The 21,066-nt window shown below is 66.9% G+C and carries 19 protein-coding genes and 3 pseudogenes; 11 read left to right on the top strand and 11 right to left on the bottom strand.

What is annotated here, in order from left to right; genetic code table 11:
• Window positions 1-154 precede the first annotated feature (154 nt).
• Window positions 155-730 carry a sigma-70 family RNA polymerase sigma factor gene (locus ACQ858_RS04170; protein WP_431275543.1) on the top strand — a complete coding sequence of 192 codons (576 nt, stop codon included), beginning with the start codon at window positions 155-157 and terminating at the stop codon, window positions 728-730.
• Complete coding sequence (locus ACQ858_RS04165) at window positions 717-1,391, top strand: anti-sigma factor family protein (RefSeq protein ID WP_431275542.1); 675 nt, start codon at window positions 717-719, stop codon at window positions 1,389-1,391. Before ACQ858_RS04170 ends, ACQ858_RS04165 begins: the two co-directional genes overlap by 14 nt.
• Window positions 1,392-1,501: 110 nt before the next feature.
• On the opposite strand, the gene urtE is transcribed toward ACQ858_RS04165, so the two are convergent.
• From urtE to ppk2, 8 genes are all read right to left on the bottom strand, one after another.
• Complete coding sequence (gene urtE / locus ACQ858_RS04160) at window positions 1,502-2,194, bottom strand: urea ABC transporter ATP-binding subunit UrtE (protein WP_431275541.1); 693 nt, start codon at window positions 2,192-2,194, stop codon at window positions 1,502-1,504.
• A gap of 11 nt (window positions 2,195-2,205) precedes the next feature.
• Complete coding sequence (gene urtD, locus ACQ858_RS04155) at window positions 2,206-3,081, bottom strand: urea ABC transporter ATP-binding protein UrtD (RefSeq protein WP_431275540.1); 876 nt, start codon at window positions 3,079-3,081, stop codon at window positions 2,206-2,208.
• Window positions 3,078-4,310 carry an urea ABC transporter permease subunit UrtC gene (urtC, locus tag ACQ858_RS04150; protein WP_431275539.1) on the bottom strand — a complete coding sequence of 411 codons (1,233 nt, stop codon included), beginning with the start codon at window positions 4,308-4,310 and terminating at the stop codon, window positions 3,078-3,080. Before urtC ends, urtD begins: the two co-directional genes overlap by 4 nt.
• 126 nt (window positions 4,311-4,436) lie before the next feature.
• A complete protein-coding gene (gene urtB / locus ACQ858_RS04145; RefSeq protein ID WP_431275538.1) occupies window positions 4,437-6,017 on the bottom strand; it encodes an urea ABC transporter permease subunit UrtB in 1,581 nt (526 codons plus the stop codon).
• A gap of 116 nt (window positions 6,018-6,133) precedes the next feature.
• On the bottom strand, window positions 6,134-7,402 hold the full coding sequence (gene urtA / locus ACQ858_RS04140; RefSeq protein ID WP_431275537.1) for an urea ABC transporter substrate-binding protein: 1,269 nt from the start codon (window positions 7,400-7,402) through the stop codon (window positions 6,134-6,136).
• Between the two features lie 198 nt (window positions 7,403-7,600).
• The gene (locus ACQ858_RS04135) at window positions 7,601-8,449 is read right to left on the bottom strand and encodes a lipase family protein (protein ID WP_431275536.1); all 849 of its coding nucleotides are present in this window, start codon (window positions 8,447-8,449) and stop codon (window positions 7,601-7,603) included.
• 21 nt (window positions 8,450-8,470) lie between these two features.
• The gene (locus ACQ858_RS04130) at window positions 8,471-9,520 is read right to left on the bottom strand and encodes an extracellular catalytic domain type 1 short-chain-length polyhydroxyalkanoate depolymerase (RefSeq protein ID WP_431275535.1); all 1,050 of its coding nucleotides are present in this window, start codon (window positions 9,518-9,520) and stop codon (window positions 8,471-8,473) included.
• A gap of 93 nt (window positions 9,521-9,613) precedes the next feature.
• Complete coding sequence (gene ppk2 / locus ACQ858_RS04125) at window positions 9,614-10,531, bottom strand: polyphosphate kinase 2 (protein WP_431275534.1); 918 nt, start codon at window positions 10,529-10,531, stop codon at window positions 9,614-9,616.
• A gap of 161 nt (window positions 10,532-10,692) precedes the next feature.
• On the opposite strand from ppk2, the gene ACQ858_RS04120 reads away from it, so the two are divergent.
• From ACQ858_RS04120 to ACQ858_RS04090, 7 genes and pseudogenes are all read left to right on the top strand, one after another.
• On the top strand, window positions 10,693-11,736 hold the full coding sequence (locus ACQ858_RS04120) for a transporter (protein ID WP_431275533.1): 1,044 nt from the start codon (window positions 10,693-10,695) through the stop codon (window positions 11,734-11,736).
• Between the two features lie 115 nt (window positions 11,737-11,851).
• Window positions 11,852-12,706, top strand: coding sequence for a 3',5'-nucleoside bisphosphate phosphatase (locus ACQ858_RS04115; protein WP_431275532.1), 855 nt, complete (start codon window positions 11,852-11,854; stop codon window positions 12,704-12,706).
• Window positions 12,707-12,711: 5 nt separating this feature from the next.
• Window positions 12,712-13,644 carry a DMT family transporter gene (locus ACQ858_RS04110; protein WP_431276780.1) on the top strand — a complete coding sequence of 311 codons (933 nt, stop codon included), beginning with the start codon at window positions 12,712-12,714 and terminating at the stop codon, window positions 13,642-13,644.
• Window positions 13,645-13,698: 54 nt separating this feature from the next.
• Entirely contained in the window at window positions 13,699-14,334 is a 636-nt protein-coding gene (locus tag ACQ858_RS04105; RefSeq protein WP_431275531.1) for an L-threonylcarbamoyladenylate synthase, read from the top strand.
• A 41-nt stretch (window positions 14,335-14,375) separates the two neighbouring features.
• Window positions 14,376-15,046, top strand: a pseudogene (locus ACQ858_RS04100) (site-2 protease family protein).
• Between the two features lie 10 nt (window positions 15,047-15,056).
• Window positions 15,057-16,378: pseudogene (locus ACQ858_RS04095) on the top strand (tryptophan--tRNA ligase).
• 62 nt (window positions 16,379-16,440) lie between these two features.
• Window positions 16,441-17,037, top strand: a complete 597-nt coding sequence (locus ACQ858_RS04090; protein WP_431275530.1) for a response regulator transcription factor — start codon at window positions 16,441-16,443, stop codon at window positions 17,035-17,037.
• Between the two features lie 48 nt (window positions 17,038-17,085).
• Here ACQ858_RS04090 and ACQ858_RS04085 read toward each other — a convergent pair whose 3' ends face one another.
• Genes ACQ858_RS04085 through ACQ858_RS04075 form a run of 3 tightly spaced genes read right to left on the bottom strand, consistent with a single transcriptional unit; the run spans window position 17,086 to window position 19,999 of the window.
• Window positions 17,086-17,874 carry an aspartate/glutamate racemase family protein gene (locus tag ACQ858_RS04085; protein ID WP_431275529.1) on the bottom strand — a complete coding sequence of 263 codons (789 nt, stop codon included), beginning with the start codon at window positions 17,872-17,874 and terminating at the stop codon, window positions 17,086-17,088.
• A gap of 2 nt (window positions 17,875-17,876) precedes the next feature.
• A complete protein-coding gene (locus ACQ858_RS04080) occupies window positions 17,877-19,265 on the bottom strand; it encodes an FAD-binding oxidoreductase (RefSeq protein ID WP_431275528.1) in 1,389 nt (462 codons plus the stop codon).
• A gap of 38 nt (window positions 19,266-19,303) precedes the next feature.
• Complete coding sequence (locus ACQ858_RS04075; RefSeq protein WP_431275527.1) at window positions 19,304-19,999, bottom strand: HpcH/HpaI aldolase family protein; 696 nt, start codon at window positions 19,997-19,999, stop codon at window positions 19,304-19,306.
• 322 nt (window positions 20,000-20,321) lie between these two features.
• Here ACQ858_RS04075 and ACQ858_RS04070 point away from each other — a divergent pair.
• Together ACQ858_RS04070 and ACQ858_RS04065 are read left to right on the top strand one after the other, a co-directional pair.
• Window positions 20,322-20,717: pseudogene (locus ACQ858_RS04070) on the top strand (GntR family transcriptional regulator); the annotation flags it as partial.
• 34 nt (window positions 20,718-20,751) lie between these two features.
• Complete coding sequence (locus ACQ858_RS04065) at window positions 20,752-21,042, top strand: FCD domain-containing protein (protein ID WP_431276952.1); 291 nt, start codon at window positions 20,752-20,754, stop codon at window positions 21,040-21,042.
• The last annotated feature ends 24 nt before the right edge of the window (window positions 21,043-21,066 follow it).

The raw sequence follows: 21,066 nt of genomic DNA, 5'->3' as shown, positions 1-21,066 counted from the left end.
CCGGCCGACCACGGCGGCCCGCTTCGGGGAGGGCGCCTTGACGGATCGGAAAGGAACAGAATCGCCCTGTGCTTGACCGACGCCGGACGCCACTTGTTTCCCGCGCGCCGGGAATAAGGCAGCGATGCGCCGCGTCATGCAGGGGAAGACCGCCTTGAACGACCGCACCCGCCAATTCGAAACCGCGGCCCTGCCGCACCTGCACGCCGCCTACAACCTGGCGCGCTGGCTGCTGCGCGACGACCAGCAGGCCGAAGACGCGGTGCAGGAGGCCTATTTGCGCGCGTTCCGTTTCTTCGACGACCTTCGCGGCGACGATGCGCGGCCGTGGCTGCTCGGCATCGTGCGCAACGCCTGCTACGACGCGATGCGCCAGTCGCGCCATCTGGCGGATCAGGTCGAGTTCGACGAACTCCGAGACGTCGGCGCCGAGGAGGCCGGCATCGGTGCGGCGCAGCGCGACGGCGGGGACCCCGCCGCGGCATGGGAGCGGCGTGCGCTGGGCGGGCGCATCGATGCGGCCATCGAGGCGCTCGCACCGCCGTTCCGCGAGGTCATCGTGCTTCGCGAGATGGAAGACATGTCCTACGAGGAGATCGCACGCATCGCCGGCATCCCGGTCGGCACGGTGATGTCGCGCCTCTCGCGCGCCCGCGCGCTGCTGCGCAATGCACTGCGGGAGGTCGCGCCGCCCGACAACCCAGGAGCCCATCGCGATGCGACCCACTGAAGCGGACGATCTCGGCACGCTGATCCGGCAGGAAGCCACGCGCCATGCGCCGCCGCCCGCGCTGGCCGAGCGCATCCGCGCCGGGCTGCTGAACGGGGGCGACGCGCCGACCTCCGCGCCGCCGCCGCGGCCGAAGGCCCGCCCGCGGTGGCTGCAGGCACTGGCGTTGTTCGGCGCGGGCGCCGCAACGGCGTGGGGCCTCTCGTTCGTCCTGCTGCTGGGCACGGCGAGCCACGCGCTCGGCGATGCGGTCACCGACAGCCACATCCGGTCGCTGATGGCCGGGCATCTGACGGATGTGGCGTCGTCGGACCATCACACCGTCAAGCCATGGTTCACCGGCAAGCTCGACTTCTCGCCGCCGGTCGTCGATCTGGCCGCCGATGGCCATCCGCTGATCGGCGCCCGGCTCGACTACATCGAAGGGCGCCCGGTGGCGGCGCTGGTCTACCGCTCAGGACAACACATCGTCAACCTGTTCGTCTGGCCGGATTCGCGCGATGCCGCGTCCGCACCGCAACTGCTGGTGCGACGCGGCTACAACATGGTGCACTGGACCGAAGGCGGCATGCAGGCCTGGGCGGTGTCCGACCTGAACGCGGCCGAACTGCAGGCCTTTGCAAAGCTGGCGCGGTCGCAAATGGCCCCCACACCTCCCTGACGCAGCATGAAGCCAGAAACACCGTGGATCCGGCTCCGCCGGTCCACCGGTGTTGCCCCCGGGCGAGGGGGTGGGCGGCCACACGAAGTGGGCAAGCCTGGGGGCGAGCATCAGATCGCGACGAGCTGGCGCACCCCTTGCGCCTCCATGTCTTTTCCCAGCCCGCGCGCAATGATTTCGCCGCGCTCCATCACGAGGTAGTCGTCGGCCAGCTCCTGCGCGAAGTCGTAGTACTGCTCGCACAGCACGATCGCCATGTCGCCGCGGTCGGCCAGCATGCGGATCACGCGGCCGATGTCCTTGATGATGCTTGGCTGGATGCCTTCGGTGGGCTCGTCCAGGATCAGCAGCTTGGGCTTGGGCGCCAGCGCGCGGGCGATCGCGAGTTGCTGCTGCTGTCCGCCCGAGAGATCGCCGCCGCGGCGGTTGAGCATCTGCTTGAGTACCGGAAAGAGCTCATAGAGCTCCGGCGGCACCGGCGTACTGCCGGACTTGTAGGCGAGGCCCATGCGGAGGTTTTCCTCGACCGTGAGCCGCGCGAAGATCTCGCGGCCCTGCGGCACGAAGCCCATGCCCGCGCGGGCCCGTTCGTAGGGCGTGCGCTTGTGGATCGGCACGCCATCGAACTCGATGCTGCCGCTCTTGATGGGCACGAGGCCCATCAACGACTTGAGCAAGGTCGTCTTGCCGACGCCGTTGCGGCCGAGCAGCACGGTGACCTTGCCGAGGCGTGCCTCGAAGCTGACGTCGCGCAGGATGTGCGAGCCGCCGTAGTACTGATGGATGTTCTTGACCGTGAGCATGCTCAGATTCCTTACCGACCGAGGTAGACCTCGATGACGCGCTCGTCGGCCTGGACCTCGTCCAGGGTACCCTGCGCGAGCACCGAGCCGTCGCACAGCACGGTCACGATCTCCGAGATGGCGCGAATGAAGCTCATGTCGTGCTCGACCACCATCAGCGAATGCTTGCCCTTGAGCGACAGGAAGAGCTCCGCGGTGCGCGCGGTCTCCTCGTCGGTCATGCCGGCCACCGGCTCGTCGAGCAGCAGCAGCTTCGGGTCCTGCATCAACAGCATCCCGATCTCCAGCCACTGCTTCTGGCCATGGCTCAGGTTGCCGGCCATTCGCAGCACGCTGCCTTCGAGATGGATGGTCTGCAGCACCTCGGCCAGACGGTCGCACTGCGCCGAATCGAGCTTGAAGAGCATCGACGACTTCACGCCCTTGTCGGTCGCGAGCGCCAGCTCGAGGTTCTCGAACACCGTGAGGTGCTCGAACACCGTCGGCTTCTGGAACTTGCGGCCGATGCCCAGCTGCGCGATCTCGGCCTCCTTGTGCCGCAGCAGGTCGATGGTGCTGCCGAAGTACACCGTGCCTTCGTCGGGCCGGGTCTTGCCGGTGATGATGTCCATCATCGTCGTCTTCCCCGCGCCGTTCGGGCCGATGATGCAGCGCAGCTCGCCGGGCGCGATGTCCAGCGACAGCTTGTTGATCGCCTTGAAGCCGTCGAAGCTCACGCTCACGTCTTCGAGGTAGAGGATGCGGCCGTGCGTCACATCGACTTCACCGGGCGTCATCGGCCGGCCGTAGCCTGCGGCGCGTCCACCGGATTCGGTGTGCAGCGCTTGCTCGAAGGCGACATGCCGGGCGACGCGTTCGGCGCCGGCGTCCATCAGGTCGGGGGTCATGCGCGTGCTCCCTTGGGTTCGACGGCGAGCGGCGGGGTCAGCGATGCAGTCTCGACGCCCTGCTCGGCTGCGACCGAACGCTGCACCTCATGGCGGACTTCGCCGGGTTCCGCGCCGGCCTTCTTGCTTTCTCTCGACGCCAGCCTCTTCACCAGCCCCACGATGCCGTCCGGCAGGAACAGCGTGACCGCGATGAAAAGCGCGCCGAGGAAATACAGCCAGTATTCCGGATAGGCCACGGTCAGCCAGCTCTTCGCACCGTTGACGATGAAGGCACCGATGACCGGCCCCACCAGCGTCGCGCGCCCGCCAACCGCGGTCCAGATCGCGATCTCGATCGAGTTGGCCGGGCTCATCTCGCTCGGGTTGATGATGCCTACCTGCGGCACGTAGAGCGCACCGGCCACGCCGCACATCACGGCCGAGATCACCCAGATCGTGAGCTTGTAGCCCAGGGGGTTGTAGCCCGAGAACATCACGCGCGACTCCGCATCGCGGATGGCCTGGAGCACCCGGCCGAACTTGCTGCCGATGAGCCACTTCGAGAAGAGGAAGAAGGCGAGCAGCGTGAGTCCGGTGAGCGCGAACAGGAACATGCGCATCTCCTGCGTCTGGATCGGAATGCCCAGGATGCGCTTGAAATCGGTGAAGCCGTTGTTGCCGCCGAAGCCGGTCTCGTTGCGGAAGAAGAGCAGCATCGCCGCGAAGGTCATCGCCTGCGTGATGATCGAGAAGTACACGCCCTTGATGCGCGAGCGGAACGCGAAGAAGCCGAACACGAAGGCGATCAGGCCCGGCACCAGGGCGATCAGGATCAGCGTGGCGATGAAGCTGTCGCTCACCGCCCAGTGCCACGGCAGCGTCTTCCAGTCGAGGAAGACCATGAAGTCCGGCAGGTCGCTCTTGTAGTTGCCGTCGCGGCCGATCTGGCGCATGAGGTACATGCCCATCATGTAGCCGCCGAGCGCGAAGAAGAGGCCGTGCCCGAGCGACAGGATGCCGGTGTAGCCCCAGATGAGATCCATCGCGAGTGCACAGATCGCGTAGCACATGATCTTGCCGACCAGCGCCACCGCGTAGTCGCTCATATGCAGCGCGCTGCCGGCCGGCACCATGATGTTGAGCACCGGTGCGAGTGCGCAGACCACGATCGCCGCGACGAAGAAGACGGTCCAGCCCTTGCCGCTCAGGAGCGGGCCTTTGGAGGGAAGAGAAACTGAAGAACTCATGGGATTGCCGGGGTGCGAGGGTTTCTCATGCGAGGAACACCGCGGAACCGGCTTCGCCGGGCCGCCGGTGTTGTCCCTTTGAGGGGGTGCAGAGCCACACGAAGTGGGCGAGGCTGGGGGTGGTCGTCATGCCTCGGCACTCCGGCCCTTGACTGCGAAGATGCCTTGAGGCCGCTTCTGGATGAAGACGATGATGAAGACCAGCACCGCGATCTTCGCGAGCACCGCCCCGGCCCAGCCTTCGATGAACTTGTTGAGGATGCCCAGGCCCAGCGCCGCGTACACCGTGCCCGCGAGTTGGCCCACCCCGCCCATCACGACCACCATGAACGAATCGACGATGTAGCTCTGGCCGAGGTCCGGTCCGACATTGCCGATCTGCGACAGCGCGCAGCCCGCAAGCCCCGCGATACCGGAGCCGAGCGCGAAGGCGTAGGTGTCGATGCGCGCGGTGTTCACGCCCATGCACGAGGCGATCGGCCGGTTCTGCGTCACGCCCCGCACGAAGAGACCGAGCCGGGTACGGCCGATCAGCCATCCCATCGCGAGCAGCACCAGGCCCGCGAAGATGATGATGCAGATGCGGTTCCACGGCAGCGTGACGTTGCTCAGCAGGTTCAGGCCGCCGCTCATCCAGGCCGGGTTCTCCACGCCGACGTTCTGCGCGCCGAAGATCGAACGCACGAGCTGCTGCAGCATCAGGCTGATGCCCCAGGTGGCGAGCAGCGTTTCGAGCGGACGTCCGTAGAGGAAGCGGATCACGCCGCGTTCGAGCACCGCGCCGACCAAGGCGGATGCGAGAAAGGCGACCGGAATGGCCGCCACCAGGTACCAGCCGAACATCGACTCTGGCAGCAGGCGCTGGAAGATGCCCTGCATCACGTAGGTCGCGTAGGCGCCGATCATCATCAGTTCGCCGTGCGCCATGTTGATGACGCCCATCAGCCCATAGGTGATTGCAAGACCCAATGCCGCAAGCAGCAGCACCGAGCCCAGGCTGATGCCGCTGAAGACCGCATTGATGCGGTCACCCCAGACGAGCGAGCCGTCGATGCTGCGGATCGACGCAGTGATCGCTGCCTTCACGTCCGCTTCGGTCTCGTCGGCGAGCCGCTGGTTCAGCAGCAGCTTGGTCTCCGGGCTCCGGCTGTCGCCGAGCGCCCTGGCCGCATCGAGGCGCTTTCCCTTGTCGGCGCTGCCGAGCAGGCTCGCCGCGCGCACCAGTTCGAGCTGCGCCTTGATCTTCGGATGGGTCTCGGCAGCCAGTGCCTTCTCGACCATCGGCAGCCGCGATTCATCGGGCTCCTTGAACAGGGCCTGCGCGGCCTCGGCGCGCACTGCCTCGTCCTTGCTCGTGAGCTTGAGCGCGGCCTGCGCCGCATCGAGCGCGCCGCGCATCATGTTGTTGTTGACCACGTCCTCGGCATCGTCCGGCAGCTTCAGTTCCGCGCCGGTGACCGGGTCGTAGGCCTTGTCGTCCTTGATGACGAACACCTTGTCCTCGGTGACCTTCACCGCGTCATCCGACATGGCCTGGATGAAAGCGACCGTCTTCTCGTCCGCAGAAATGACAGCCTTGTTGAGCGCCGCAATGCGCGCTTCGGTATCGCCCGAGGCGATCGTCTTTGCTTCGTCGACGGTCAGCGCATGAGCAGCTGAGGCCACCAACAGAAAGACCGCCACAACCCATGAAAAGATAGAGCGCATAAAAGATCGCACCGCGTTCCAGATTCCAGAAACACCGCGGATCCGGCTTCGCCGGTCCGCTGGTGTTGCCCCCTGAAAGGGGTGTCAGAGCCACACGAAGTGGGCGAGGCTGGGGGTCAGAGAGATTTACCGGCGGGGTAATCGGGTTTCTTGTCGTTGCCCTCGATGTACGGGCTCCACGGCTTGGCCTTGACCGGGCCCGGCGTCTTCCACACCACGTTGAACTGGCCATCGGCCTTGATCTCGCCGATGAAAACGCTCTTGTGCAGGTGGTGGTTCTTCTCGTCCATCTTCGAGACGATGCCCGAAGGCGCGTTGAAAGTCTGGCCGGCCATTGCGGCGATCACCTTGTCGGTGTCGGTGCTCTTGGCCTTCTCGACCGCCTGCTTCCACATGTGGATACCGATCCAGGTGGCTTCCATCGGATCATTGGTCAGAGGACGGTCCTTGTGGCCGGGGATGTTGTGCGCCTTCGCGTACTCGCTCCACTGCTTGATGAACGCCGTGTTGGTCGGGTTCTTGATGCTCATGAAGTAGTTCCACGCCGCAAGGTGGCCCACGAGCGGCTTGGTGTCCACGCCGCGCAGTTCTTCCTCGCCGACCGAGAAAGCGACCACCGGCACGTCCTTGGCCTTCAGACCGGCGTTGCCGAGTTCCTTGTAGAACGGCACGTTGGAGTCGCCGTTAATGGTCGACACCACCGCCGTCTTGCCGCCGGCCGAGAACTTCTTGATGTCCGCGACGATGGTCTGGTAGTCGCTGTGGCCGAACGGCGTGTACTTCTCGTCGATGTCCTTGTCGGCCACGCCCTTGCTCTTGAGGTAGGCGCGGAGGATCTTGTTGGTCGTGCGCGGATAGACGTAGTCGGTGCCCAGCAGGACCCAGCGCTTGGCGCCGCCCCCTTCCTTGCTCATCAGGTAGTCGACCGCCGGGATGGCCTGCTGGTTGGGCGCGGCACCGGTGTAGAAGACGTTCTTCGAAAGCTCTTCACCCTCGTACTGCACGGGGTAGAACAAGAGGCCATTCATCTCTTCGACGACCGGCAGCACCGACTTGCGCGAGACCGAGGTCCAGCAGCCGAAGATCACCGCGACTTTGTCCTGGCCGAGCAGCTGCTTGGTCTTCTCGGCGAACAGCGGCCAGTTGGAGGCCGGATCGACCACCACGGGCTCGAGCTTCTTGCCCATCACGCCGCCCTTGGCGTTGATGTCATCGATGGCCATGAGCACCGTGTCCTTGAGCACGGTCTCCGAGATCGCCATCGTGCCGGAAAGCGAATGCAGCACGCCGACCTTGATGGTGTCCTGCGCGAATGCGGGCGCGGCCGAAAGGCCCGCCAGCACGGCGGCGGCGGTGAGCGCCTTGAGGGTGAAACGACGTTGCATGATGAGACCTTCTCCTGTGGTTTGAACGATGGGAGAAGTCTGCGGATTCACCCGTAAGGCCGAAATACGCCGGGTGGCGTACAGGATGTCGCTCGCCACGAAATCGGGAACAGCCGCGGAACCGGCTTTGCCGGGCCGCTGGCTGTGCCCCCGGTCGGGGTGCCCGAGCTACACGAAGTGGGCGAGGCTGGGGGCGAGCTAAAAGAACCCTCGGGCGTAGTTGATGGGGGCGTGGTCCGCCAGCTCGCGCAGCAGCACGGCACCGGGCTTCCACGCATGCTCCGACGCGTAGCGCGCGCGGCCCTCGACGCGATCGGCCTCGATCATGGTCGGCGCCGGGTCGTCGACGCAATCTCCGGTGAGGCAGGTGATGTAGGTCACCGCACCGGCGTGCGCGTAGAACGACAGTGCCGGCGGCAGCTGGGTGACCACGTCGCACCCATCCACCAGCCGCACGATGTCGAGGTGCGCGAGCGACGCGACGAACTCCGCGTCGCCGATGCGCGGCGAGCCGAGCGTGATCAGCATCTCGGGCTTGAGGACGCTCGCGGCCAATGTCGCGAGCGCGGCGCCGAGGCTGTGGCCGGCGAGGAGGAGACGGCTGCGCGGCTGACCCTCGCCCGCGAGCCAGTCGATCACTTGCGGCAGCACGCCGCGGATCGCCTTGGCAAAGCCGGCGTGCACGCGGCCGCCGCTTTCGCTCCATTCGATCTGCTGCGCCTGAAGGTTCGTGGCGAGGTGGCGGATCTCGTCCGGCTGCGTGCCGCGGAACGCGATGAGTGCCGTGCCGTCGCCACCGTGGATCGCCCCGAAAGCGAAGATCGCGGCATCGAGGAACAGCCTGGGTTCGCCAAAGCCCGCCTGCGCGAGTGCGGCGGCGAGGCGCTGTTGCTCGGCTTCCGACTGCTCCGCCCGGTAGTACGCGAGCCGCGAAGCCTCGACGGCCCATTGCGCCGGCGTGTAGAGGGTGCCGCGCTCGAACAGCGTCTCGTGGCGCTCCGGCGTGTAGAGCGCGGTGCGGCTGGCGTCGTAGGCGATGGTGGACATGGTCGACTCCCGCTCCCGATTTCAAGGCGTACCCCGGCCGGCGCCGAGGCGAAACTGGCGGGCCGCGAAGGCCCACACCAGCTTGGTCGCATCCGGCCCCGCCGCATCCGTGAACGGCATGCTGGCGGCACCGCCGCTCCATGCATGGCCGAGGCCCGCGATCTCGCACAGCGTGACCGCGACGCGGCCCCGGCGGGTGAAGTCAGTGATGCGCATCGGATGGCGCTTGCCGCGCTGCACCGTGCGCGTGACGCCCGCGCGCGCACCCGTGGCCATCGCCCACACCGCCGCGGTGCTGTCGGCATTGCTCGCGGACACGACGGTGTCGGCGTCGCCGTGCAGCACGAGCAGCGGCGGCAGCGTCGTGAAGACGGCTGCGGCGCCCATGGCCTTTCCGACAGCGGTGGCGGGCATCGGCGGCACGTGCTGCCCGCGCATCGCGCCCAGCGCGGTGGCCGGCGACTTGGCGGCGCCCGGCGCAACGCCCGAATGCATCGCCACGGCCTTGAAGCGCATCGGGTAGCGCGTCGCCAGCAGCGCCGCCATGCTGGCCCCGGCCGACAGCCCGGCGAGCGCAACGCGGTCGCGGTCGAGCGGATACAGCATCAAGACCTGATCGATCGCCGCCATGAGCGTCGCAGCTTCCGCGTCGGCCTTGCCGGAGCGTCGGTCATACCAGTTCCAGCAGCCCTGTGCATTGGCGAACCGGTCCTGTTCGGGGTAGAGCACCATGAAGCGTTCGCGGGCGGCGATGCGGTTCATGCGGGTGCTGATGGCGAAGTCGCGACCGGTCTGCCCGCAGCCGTGGAGCATGACCACGAGCGGCAGCTCTTCGCCGAGCCCGAGCTGGAGGTCGGGCGGCCGGTAGAGGTGATAGCGCCGCGCGCCCGCCGGTCCCAGCGCGACGCCGGGCAGCCAGTCGCCCCGGCCGGGCGGCGGCTTGAGCTGCTTCGCGGCGGCCCGCTGCACCTGGCTGGCGATGCGCTTGCCGCTGCCCAGCGTCGCCTTGGTGAGCGCCTTCAGGTTGCGCTGATACGCGCGCGTGAGCGGAGAGATTGCACTGCGGACCATCAAAGTGCGGCAAGGATCGTCCGCACACGGTAGCAGCTTCGGCCGAAGCAGGCTACCCGGACGAATGGCCGGTCAGGTCCGCGGGCGCAGCCCTCAGTACAACTCGGGCACGTACATGCTCGCCGGCACGGGATGGCGCAGATAGTCCTCATGGCGCTCGCGAGCCGGCAGGACCACGGGGGCATGCTCGACCTCCTGGTAGGGAAGCTGGCCGAGCAGGTGGCTGATGCAGTTGAGCCGCGCCTTCTTCTTGTCGACGGCCTGCACCACCCACCACGGCGCCTCGGGGATGTGGGTGCGGTCGAGCATGATCTCCTTGGCCTTGGTGTATTCCTCCCATCGGCGGCGCGATTCGAGGTCCATCGGGCTGAGCTTCCACTGCTTGAGCGGGTCGTGGATGCGGCTCAGGAAGCGCATGTGCTGCTCGTCGTCCGTGATGGAGAACCAGTACTTGATCAGCTTGATGCCCGAGCGCACCAGCATCCGCTCGAAGTCGGGCACCGTGCGGAAGAACTCCTCGTACTCGTCGTCGCTGCAGAAGCCCATCACGCGCTCGACGCCGGCGCGGTTGTACCAGCTGCGGTCGAAGAGCACCATTTCGCCGGCCGCAGGCAGATGCGCCACGTAGCGCTGGAAGTACCACTGGGTGCGTTCGCGGTCGTTCGGCGCCGGCAGCGCCGCCACACGGGCCACGCGCGGGTTGAGGCGCTGGGTGATGCGCTTGATCACGCCGCCCTTGCCCGCCGCGTCGCGGCCTTCGAACAGGATGACCACCTTCTGCCTGTTGTTCTGCACCCAGTCCTGCAGCTTCACCAGTTCGCCCTGCAGGCGGAACAGGTTCTTGAAGTAAGCCTGCCGCGCGGCCTTGTCGGCGATCTTGCCGGTTTCGAGTTCCTCGAGGCTGCGGTCTTCGATTTCGAGCTCGATCTCTTCGTCATAGCTGTCGACGAGGTCGCGCGCGATGCGCTGCATGAGTTCTTCCTGGTCACTCAGGATGCTGGGGAGCGTCATGGTCCGTCTCTGCGGAAAGCGAAAACCCCATCGTGCGGCCGCTGGATGACAGTCCTGTGACGAAACGTGAACGAAACGGCGCATGTCACATGGCCGTCACATGCACCGAGGACGATGCCGGACCCGCCCACGGGATGTTCACTCATCTGTTCTGACGCACTTTGGCACTTTCCCAGGATTGGACGTTCGGTGCCTATGGCAGCGATGAAGCAGGACTGATCTGCGGCTACCTGTTCGACGCCGGATCGGCGCGGCCGGTGCGCGCCGTCGATTCGTCGCAGGCGGCCGAATGGCTGGCCCGGGACGCCGGACATGAAGGCGGCACGGCGGATCGCGCGTTCATGTGGCTGCATTTCAACCTCAGCCATGCGCCGGCCGAGCGCTGGCTGGCACGCCACGCGGGCCTGTCCGAGCTTTTCTACGAGACGCTGAAGGACGGCCTGCACTCCACCCGCATCGAGCGCGCCGACGATTCGCTGATCGCAGTCATCAACGACGTGCACTTCGAGTTCAGCTTCGAGCCCTCGGACATTTCCACCCTGTGGATCAGCGTGGGCCCGCGGCTGGTGGTCACCGCGCGCAGCCAGCCGCTGCGCTCGGTGGACGCGCTGCGCACGGCCGTGAAGGCCGGCGACGCGCCGCGCTCGAGCACCGAACTGCTCGAGCACCTGATGCGGGTGCAGGCCGACGTGCTGGTCAAGATCGTCCGCGACGGGACGGCGCGCATCGACTCGATCGAGGACGAGCTCCTGGCCGGCCGGCTCGACCACAAGCGCGCGCGGCTGGGCATGCTCCGGCGCGTGCTGGTGCGCCTGCAACGGCTGCTGGCACCGGAGCCGGCGGCGCTGTTCCGCCTGCTGCAGACCCCGCCGCACTGGATGTCCGAATCCGACGCCCAGCAGTTGCGCGCGGCGTCGGAGGAGTTCTCGGTCGTGCTGCGCGACATGGGCGCGCTGCAGGAGCGCATCAAGCTGCTGCAGGAAGAGATCGCGGCCAACGTGAACGAGGACAACAACCGGAGCCTCTTCGTGCTGACGGTGGTGACCGTGCTCGCGCTGCCGATCAACATCACGGCCGGCCTGTTCGGCATGAACGTCGGCGGCATCCCGCTGGCGGAGCACAAGCACGGGTTCTGGATCCTCGTCGGCATCGTGGCCACGTTCACGGCCGTGGCGGCATGGCTGGCCTTCCGCAAGAAGCGCTGACACGCGCCCGCTACCCGCACAGCCCCCGGGCCGCTCGAATGCTATCTATTCGATAGCAGGCAGCGCAGATACCATGCGCCCGGCAGGCACGTTCGAGAACGAATAAGATGCTGGCGTGTCATCCATTCTCAACGCCGACCTTCACTGCCATTCCGTGGTTTCGGACGGCACGCTCACACCCGAGGAACTCGCCGCGCGCGCCGCGGCCAACGGCGTCGAGCTCTGGGCATTGACCGACCACGACGAGATCGGCGGCCAGCACCGTGCAGCCGCCGCGGCGCGCGAGAACGGCATGCGATACCTCACGGGCACCGAGATCTCCGTCACCTTCGCGGGCGAAACGGTGCACATCGTCGGCCTGGGCTTCGACGCCGACGACGCGGCCATGACCGAAGGCCTCTACGACACCCGCGGCGGGCGTGGCAAGCGCGCACAGGAGATGTCTGAAGAGCTGGCCAAGGTCGGCATTCATGGCGCCTATGAAGGCGCGCTCAGGTTCGTCGGCAACCCCGAGTTGATCTCGCGCACCCATTTCGCCCGTTTCCTGGTCGAAAGCGGCTACTGCCGCGACACGGCAGAGGTCTTCCGCAAGTACCTCACGGAAGGCAAGCCGGGCTACGTGCCGCACCGCTGGGCCACCCTGAAGGACGCGGTGACCTGGATCACCGCCGCCAAGGGACTGGCCGTGATCGCGCATCCGGGCCGCTACAGGTTCACCGCCAATGAGGAATACGCACTGTTCCTCGAATTCAAGGCCCACGGCGGCAAGGCGATCGAGGTGGTGACCGGAAGCCACACGCCGGCCGAATACGTCGAATACGCCGACAAGGCGATGGAATTCGGCTTCGCTGCCTCGCGCGGCAGCGATTTCCACAGCCCCGACGAAAGCCATTGCGACCTGGGCAAGCTTCCGTGGCTGCCCGGAAACCTCACCCCGGTGTGGGAACTGCTGGAGCACCGCATCCAGTGAGCTCCCTGCCGGCCGGCGCCACGGTCGCCACGTCAGGCGCGGGCCGCCTCGATTCCGGACGGACCCTCGCCGGCATCGGACTGGTGTTGCTCGCCGTTGCCTGCTTCGCGACGCTGGATGCCGCCACCAAGCGCTCGACCGCGGCGGTACCGATCCTCATGGGGGTCTGGGTGCGCTATGCCTTCCAGGCGGTCGCCACCACCATGGTCCTTGTGCCCCGGCACGGCACTGCCCTGCTGCGCACGCGCCATCCGCGCTACCAGCTCCTGCGCGGCACGCTGCTCCTGGCATCGAGCATCCTGGCGTTCCTCAGCCTGCGCTACATGCCGCTGGCGGAATTCACCTCGATCGTGCTGATGGCGCCGCTCGTGATCACGCTGCTGGCCGCCACCACCCTCAAGGAGCACGTCTCGCCGCTGCGCTGGGCGCTGGTGGCGGGCGGGTTTGCCGGCACGCTGGTGATCCTGCGCCCGGGCGGCGATGCCTTCAGCTGGGCCGCGCTGCTGCCCATCGGACTGGTGCTGACCAACGCCTGGTTCCAGGTGCTGACGAGCAAGCTGGCGCGCACCGAGAGCCCGCTCACGATGCACTTCTACACCGGCTGGGTCGGCACCCTGCTGACCTCGATCGCGCTGCCCTTCGTCTGGACCGCGCTGCCGTCGTGGCACTGGTGGGCGCTGCTGTGCCTGATGGGGTTCATGGGCACCATCGGGCATTTCATCCTGATCCTGGCCTACCAGCGCGCGCCGGCCTCCACGCTCACGCCCTATCTCTACGCGCAGATCGCCTTCGCGATGCTGGGCGGCTGGATCGTGTTCTCGCAGGTGCCCGACACGCTCTCGCTGGCCGGCATGGGGCTGATCGCGGTCTGCGGCGGCGCCGGCGCATGGCTCACGGTGCGCGAGCGCCGCGTGCCCATCGAGCCGGCCGAATCTTGACCACCCGACTAACGGCAGAATGGTGGGCTCCGTCGCCCGCCCCATCAGGTTTTCATGGCCCAGTACTTCGAAGTCCATCCCGACAACCCGCAGCAGCGGCTTCTCAAGCAGGCCGCGGCCCTGCTCGCGCGCGGCGAGATCGTCGCCGTGCCAACCGACTCCAGCTACGCGCTGGCCTGCCACCTCGACGACAAGAACGCCGTCGACCAGTTGCGGCGCATCCGGCAGGTCGACGAGAAGCACCACCTCACGCTGATCTGCCGTGACCTGAGCGAGCTCGCGAACTACGCTCGGGTCGACAACAAGCAGTACCGGCTGCTGAAGGCCGCCACGCCGGGGCCCTACACCTTCATCCTCGAAGCGACCAAGGAAGTCCCGCGCCGCGTGAGTCATCCGCAGCGCAAGACCATCGGCCTGCGCATGCCCGACCACAAGGTCCTCTGCGAGCTGCTCACGCTGCATGGCGAACCGCTGCTCGCCACCACGCTCATCCCGCCCGGCGAGACCGCGGCGATGAACGACGCCGCGCAGATCCGCGAACGCTTCGAGAAGCAGATCGGCGGGGTGATCGATTCGGGCGCCTGTCCGTCGGAGCCGACGACCGTGGTCGACCTCACCCCCATGGGCGCCGGCGGCGACCCGGTGCTCGTGCGGCAGGGCCGCGGCTCCCTGGCGGTGCTCGGCCTCTGAGGCCGCCCAGGGGACACACACCCGTCTGAGACAATCCACCAGTGGACATTTCCAACACTATCCAGACCGTGCTCATCTACGCCCTGCCGGTGATCTTCGCGATCACCCTGCACGAGGCCGCGCACGGCTACGTGGCCCGGTATTTCGGCGACAACACGGCCTACGTGCTCGGCCGGGTGACGCTCAATCCGATGAAGCACATCGACCCGGTCGGCACCATCCTGATGCCGCTGCTGCTGTTCTTCGCAACCTCCGGCAGCTTTCTGTTCGGCTACGCGAAGCCCGTCCCGGTGAGCTTCGGCCGCCTGCGCCATCCCAAGCGCGACATGATCTGGGTCGCGCTGGCCGGGCCGGCCGCCAACTTCCTCCAGGCAATCCTCTGGGCGCTCTTCTATGTCGCGCTTGCGGCTTTCGGCATCAGCGAGCCCTTCTTCCTCAAGATGGCGCAGGGGGCGTGCTGGTGAACCTCGTGATGTGGGCGTTCAACCTCTTCCCGCTGCCGCCGCTCGACGGCGGGCGGGTCCTCGCCGGGCTCCTGCCGCGCGGCAGCGCGCAGGAATTCCTCGCACGCATCGAGCCCTATGGCTTTTTCATCGTGATGGGCCTCGTGCTCGCCGGCATCGTCAGCACCTACTGGCTGCAACCTCTGATGGCCTTCGGCTATGCGATCGTCAACCTGCTGCTCTCCCCCATCATCGCCCTGATCCGCTGAGTTCTTTCACATGGCCTCGTCCAAACCCGACATCGTTCGCTTCCTCACCGGCATCACCACCAGCGGGACGCCGCATCTCGGCAACTACGTGGGCTCGGTGCGGCACTCGGTGCGCTTCAGCCGCCGCGCGGACGTGAAGAGCTTCTACTTCCTCGCGGACTATCACGCACTCATCAAGGTCGATGACCCGGCACGCATCCAGCGCTCGACGCTGGAGATCGCCGCCACCTGGCTGGCCTGCGGGCTCGACCCCGAGCGCGTGACCTTCTACCGGCAGTCCGACATCCCGGAGATTCCCGAGCTCACCTGGTTTCTCACCTGCGTGGCGGGCAAAGGCCTGCTCAACCGCGCGCATGCCTACAAGGCGCAGGTGGACAAGAACATCGCCAAAGGCGAGGACCCCGACGCGGACGTCAGCGCAGGCCTCTTCATGTACCCCGTGCTCATGGCGGCCGACATCCTGATGTTCAACGCCCACAAGGTGCCTGTGGGCCGCGACCAGGTCCAGCACATCGAGATGGCGCGCGACATGGCGTCGAGCTTCAACCACCTCTACGGCGAGCACTTCCAGCTCCCCGATGCCGAGATCGACGACGCGGTGGCGACCCTGCCCGGCCTCGACGGCCGCAAGATGAGCAAGAGTTACGACAACACGATCCCGCTCTTCACGCCGCGCGCCAATCTGCAGAAGCTCATCGCCGGCATCGTCACCGATTCACGCGCGCCCGGCGAGGCCAAGGACACGGAAGGCTCGGCGCTGTTCCAGATCTACCAGGCTTTCGCCGACAGCGCGGAGACCGAGACGCTGCGCAAGGCCTACGCCGACGGGATCGGCTGGGGGAGGCCAAGCAGATGCTCTTCGAGCGCATCGACCGCGAGATCGCGCCGATGCGCCAGCACTACGACGAATTGATCAACGACCCGGCGCAGATCGAGAAGATCCTTCGCGCCGGTGCCGACAAGGCGCGCGAGCTGTCCAGGCCGTTCCTCGCAGAGCTCCGCCATGCGGTCGGGCTGCGCAATCTGGCGTCGAGCGCCGGGCCGGCGGTGCGCAAGGCAGCGAAGGCCGCACGGCCGAGCTTCAAGCAATACAGGGAAAGCGATGGCCTTTTCTACTTCAAGTTTCTGGGCGCAACGGGCGCGCAACTGGTACAAAGCCGGGGGTTCGCAACGCCGCAGGAAGCCGGCCGGGCCATCGCCACGCTGAAGCAGGCGCGCGGCGCCGCGCTGACCCAGCTTGCCGAGCAGCTCGAGCCCATGGACGACAAGGCAACGAGCGAGGCGTCCGCGGCGCTGGACGCCCTGGCCGCCGAAGCGGCAAGCGAAGGCTGATTTGAGTGAGAGCAACGCGCGGCGAGGGGCACGACCCGGGCCGCGTACACAGTGAGAAAACCATGAGTATCTACGTCATCGACGACCACCCCCTGATGCGCGACGCCATCGTGATGGTGCTGCGCCGGCTTCGCCCGGCCGAGACCATCGTCGAGCTCGAACGACTCGACAAGCTCTCCGCAGCCGTCAAGCAACACGGGGCGCCGGGGCTTTTCTGCCTCGATCTGAAGCTGCCGGACACCACCGGCGTCTCCGGCGTGGTCGCGGTGAAGCATGACTATCCGGACGTGCCCGTGGCGGTCTATTCGGCGTCGCCGTCGGCCGACATGGAAGAGGCGTGCATCGAGGCCGGTGCGGACACGTACATCGAAAAATCCGCCAGCTCCGCCGAACTCACCGCGGCGCTGCGCGGCCTGCTGATGGCCGACACCGAGGTCGAGGAACCGGTGACGGCGACCAGCAACAAGCTGTCGAAGCGACAGACCCAGCTGATCGCCATGCTCGACCAGGGCATGAGCAACCGCGACATCGCGACGGAACTCGACATCAGCGAGCACACCGTCAAGGTGCACCTGTGGCGTCTGTTCCGACGCCTGGGCGTGAAGAGCCGCACCCAGGCGCTGCACCACGCCCGTACGAATGGGCTCCTGCCCGGCTAGCCGGCTGGACTTCGAAGGCGCAGGTAGCGCCGCGGACCATCGCCGGCCTCAGCCGTGGTTCAGGAACTCGCCCAGCGTCTTCTCGTCTGGCAGCGCGAATCCGGAATGCGGCACGCGGCTGGTGGCTGGAGCACCCAGGCGGCGCAGCTTGACGGCCATTTCGGCAGCCTTCACGACCACAGTCACCCCATTGACGATCGGTGCGCCATCGACGTTGGCGCCGGCATCGCCGAACAGCATCATCGGAATACCTCCGGTCGGCACGATGACGTCGGCGCCCATGTCCATCAGGTGCCGCGCCTCCCGCACGAAGACCTGCTCCAGTTCGGCCTTCTTCTCGGGCGACTCGAAGGCCTCCATCCAATCGGCCATCGTGGCGTTGACGGCCCGGATCCCGGCCACACGCTGCTGCAGGCCGTAGCGCAGTACCTGGTCGGCATGGGTCGTGATGAAGGCGTGATTGATGGCCAATAGCCCCAGCCTGCGGCCGAGCGTGCACGCATGCAGCAGGCTCGTCTCGCCGAGACCGAGCACCGGGATCTGCACCGAGGCGCGCGCCTCATAGAGGCCGACGTCCTGGAAGTGGTTCATGAAGAACACGTCGTAGTGCTCGCGCTCGGCGCGGATCGCATTGCGGATCACCTCGCGCGAGAAGCGAAACTCCGAGAGCGCGTGCACCGTCGTGACCGAAGGGGTGGTGGTGTGGAACTCCACCTCGAACTCCGGATCGACGCAGGCCTGCATGTGCGGCAGCAACTTCGAGAGATAGCTGCGGTGGCCCGCCTTGTCGGTGGCGCCCTGCGCCCAAATGCGAAACTTGGTCTTTGGAGCGTTCATGGTCAGATCACCTTTCCGGGGTTGAGAATGCCTTTGGGGTCGAGGGCTTGCTTGATGGCCCGCATCGCCGCGAGCTCGGCAGGGCTGCGCGTGTGGCCGAGTACCTTGCGCTTGAGCAGGCCGATGCCATGCTCGGCGGACACGGCGCCGCGATAGCGCCGCGTGAGGTCGTACACCACCTCCTCGATCTGCATGCGCGTTTCGGGCCGGCCGCCGTCGGCATGGGCGATCACGTGCAGGTTGCCGTCGCCGAGATGGCCGTAGACCAGCGCGATGCCCTCCGGCCAGCGCTCGCGCAGCAGGGCTTCGCATTCCAGCGCCGCGCGCCCGATGTCGGCGATCGCGAAGCTGACGTCGAACGCCGCCATGCCGGGCAGCAGGATGGGGAATTCCGCCGTCGCGTCGCGCACCGCCCACAGCGAGCGAGCGTCCGCGGCGGAGCGCGCCACCGCCGCATCCTCGATCACGCCTTCCTCGAGCATGCGCGCGAGGAAGGCCTCGAACGCTGCCGGATGATGCTCCTCGTCCGCTCCGGCGCTTTCCATCAGCACGTTCATGCCGTGGCGCCCCGGCAGCGGCGGGCGCAAGCCCTTGATCCGCTCCATCATGAAGTCGAGGTAGCTCGGCCACATGACCTCGAAAGCCGACACGCCGCCGGGCAGCTCGGCCTTCGCGCGCTGCAGCAACGTCGTCACCGATCTGAAATCCGACAGGCCGCACCAGGCGGTGCAGACCGAGCGCGGCTGCGGATGAAGCTTGAGCACCACGCGCGTGACGATGCCCAGCGTGCCTTCGGCGCCCGCAAGCAAGTGGCGGAAGTCGTAGCCGGTGTTGTTCTTGACCATCTTGTGCAGGCCGCCGACCACGCTGCCGTCGGCCAGCACCGCCTCGATGCCGAGCACCTGGTCGCGCATGGTGCCGTAGCGGATCACCCTGTTGCCGCCGGCATTGGTCGAGAGATTGCCGCCGATGGTGCAGCTGCCGCGCGCGCCCAGATCGAGCGCGAACAGGAAGCCGGCGGCCTCGGCCGCTTCCTGCACCGCCTGCAGCGTGCAGCCGGCCTGCGCGGTGAGCGTGCCCGATACCGCATCGACCTCCTCGATGGCGTTCATGCGCTCCAGGCTCAACGCGATCTCTTCGGGACCGCAGCAGGCGCCGCCCGCAAGGCCGGTCAGCCCGCCTTGGGCGACCACCGGCTGGCCGAACTCGTTGCAGATCTGCAGCATGCGGGACAGCTGCTCGGTACTGCGGGGGCGCAACAGCGCACGCGGCACGCTGGCCGGCACGCCGCTCCAGTCGCCGTGTCGCCGCTCGGGGATCGATGGACCGGTGGCGACGAGGTCGATGCCGAGCGCCTGGACCAGGGCTTCGACGGCTTGCGCAGTGCTCATGCGGAAGGTCTTTCTTGGACTGGAGGATGGTTGAAGGCTCAGGGTTGCGCCGCTTGCAGCGCCTCTGCAAAGCCGCGTGCAGCGAGGCCGATGTCATTGGCGACCACGGCGATCTCGTAGCCATCGGCGAATGCCTGCCGGGCAGCGGTCGCGTCGGAAGTGAACAGGCCGCAAGGAAGACCGTTTTGGTGCGCGACGTCGCGGATGCGTGCGCAGCAGGCCTGCAATTGAGCGGGACTCGCCCCTGACATTGACAGCTGCAGGTCACCGGTGCCGATGAAGATGAAGTCGATGCCTGGGGCGGCGCAGATCGCCTCGGCGTTCTGTGCCCCCAATGCGGTCTCGATCATGGCGCCGACGGCGACTTGCTGGTTGGCCGCCCGCATCGCCTCGATGCCCGCCAGCAGCGGCCGCACGCCGCCACCCGAGCGCTTGCCCTGCGGGGGATAGCGGCTCGCACTAGCGAGAGCGCGCGCGTCGTCCGCACTCTCGACCAATGGCGCCATGACCGCCGCGACGCCCGCATCGAGCGCGGCGCCGATGGCCGTCGCCGAAAAATCGGCCGTCCGCGCGATGACCGGAGTCCGCGGTCCGGCGATGCCCACCGCAGCCTCGAACGTCCCGCGCTCCCAAAGGCCATGCTGCAGATCGATGACGACCGCGGCGCCGGGCGCCGATCGCGCAGCAATCTCAGCCAAGGCGGGGCTGCCCAAGGCCAGCCAGATCAGCGGCAAGGCGGCACGGCGTTGCAGCCGGGGCTTGAGCGGCCGCTCGAAGGGGCTTGCTGGCGAGTTCATCGATGAAAGTGCTTTCGCGTTCGCCCCTCGAGAGGGGCGGAATCATGGTTGGAGCCGTTGACAACAGTATATTGTTTATGACACATTGAAGTCAATGTGCTTTAGGCCTAAACTAAGTGCTGTGTCGTCGCCGCAAGAACACAGCGGCTCCTGCAGAGGGAAAAACGCACATGGCACGCTCTTTGCAAACGATCTCCTCGGTCAAAGAGGCACTGCACGTTCTCATGCTTGCCTTTAAACCGTATACGGAAACTGAACCATGGCACGCACAACCGCGCCCCTGAAGGAAGCACCGGAGGCACCGCCGTCGGGCCGCCAGAGCCTCAGCGCGATCGCCTACGACGCCCTGCGCGGCCGTCTGCGTACCGGCCTCGTGACGCTGGAAGACCGAATGGTCGATCTCGAGATCGCTGCGCAGCTCGGCATGTCACGCATGCCCGTCCGCGAGGCCCTGCTGCAACTGGTTTCAGAGGGAGTGCTGGTCAGCACCGCACGCGGCTACCGCATCCCCACGCTGGACCCCAAGGACGTGATGGAGGTGTTCGAACTGCGCAAGCTGCTGGAGCCTCGTGCGGCGGCGCTCGCCGCCCGGGACCTGTCGCGCGCCGGCATCTCGCAGTTGAACGCCGCGCTGAACGAGGCCAAGGCCGCCGAGGCCTCGGAGGACTTCCCTCGGCTGTTCCGCGCCAATGTGGACTTCCGAGAAACCTCGGCTGGGCGCGGTGCGCAACAAGCGGCTGGCAGCGGTCATCATGCGCTGCTCCGATCAGGTGCTGACCGTACGCATGAGCACCCTGCGCGGACCGGAAATCCATCCGGTCGTGGTCGCCGGGCTCCAGGAGTTGTATGCGAGCTTTGCGCGCCACGACTCGGTCGCGGCCCACGACAGCATGCACAGGTTCGTCATGGCCGCCGAGAACGCCTACGCGGCCCTGCACGAAAAGAGCAAGCAGCCCGCTGCGCCCCGCAGCCGCCGCTAGTCGAAGCGGCCCCCACGAGTTCTC

It is taken from the genome of Variovorax ureilyticus (assembly GCF_050632185.1).
Lineage (GTDB): Bacteria > Pseudomonadota > Gammaproteobacteria > Burkholderiales > Burkholderiaceae_C > Variovorax > Variovorax ureilyticus_A.
Note: the sequence above shows the minus strand (reverse complement) of the source record. Positions and strands in the feature narration are given on the sequence as shown.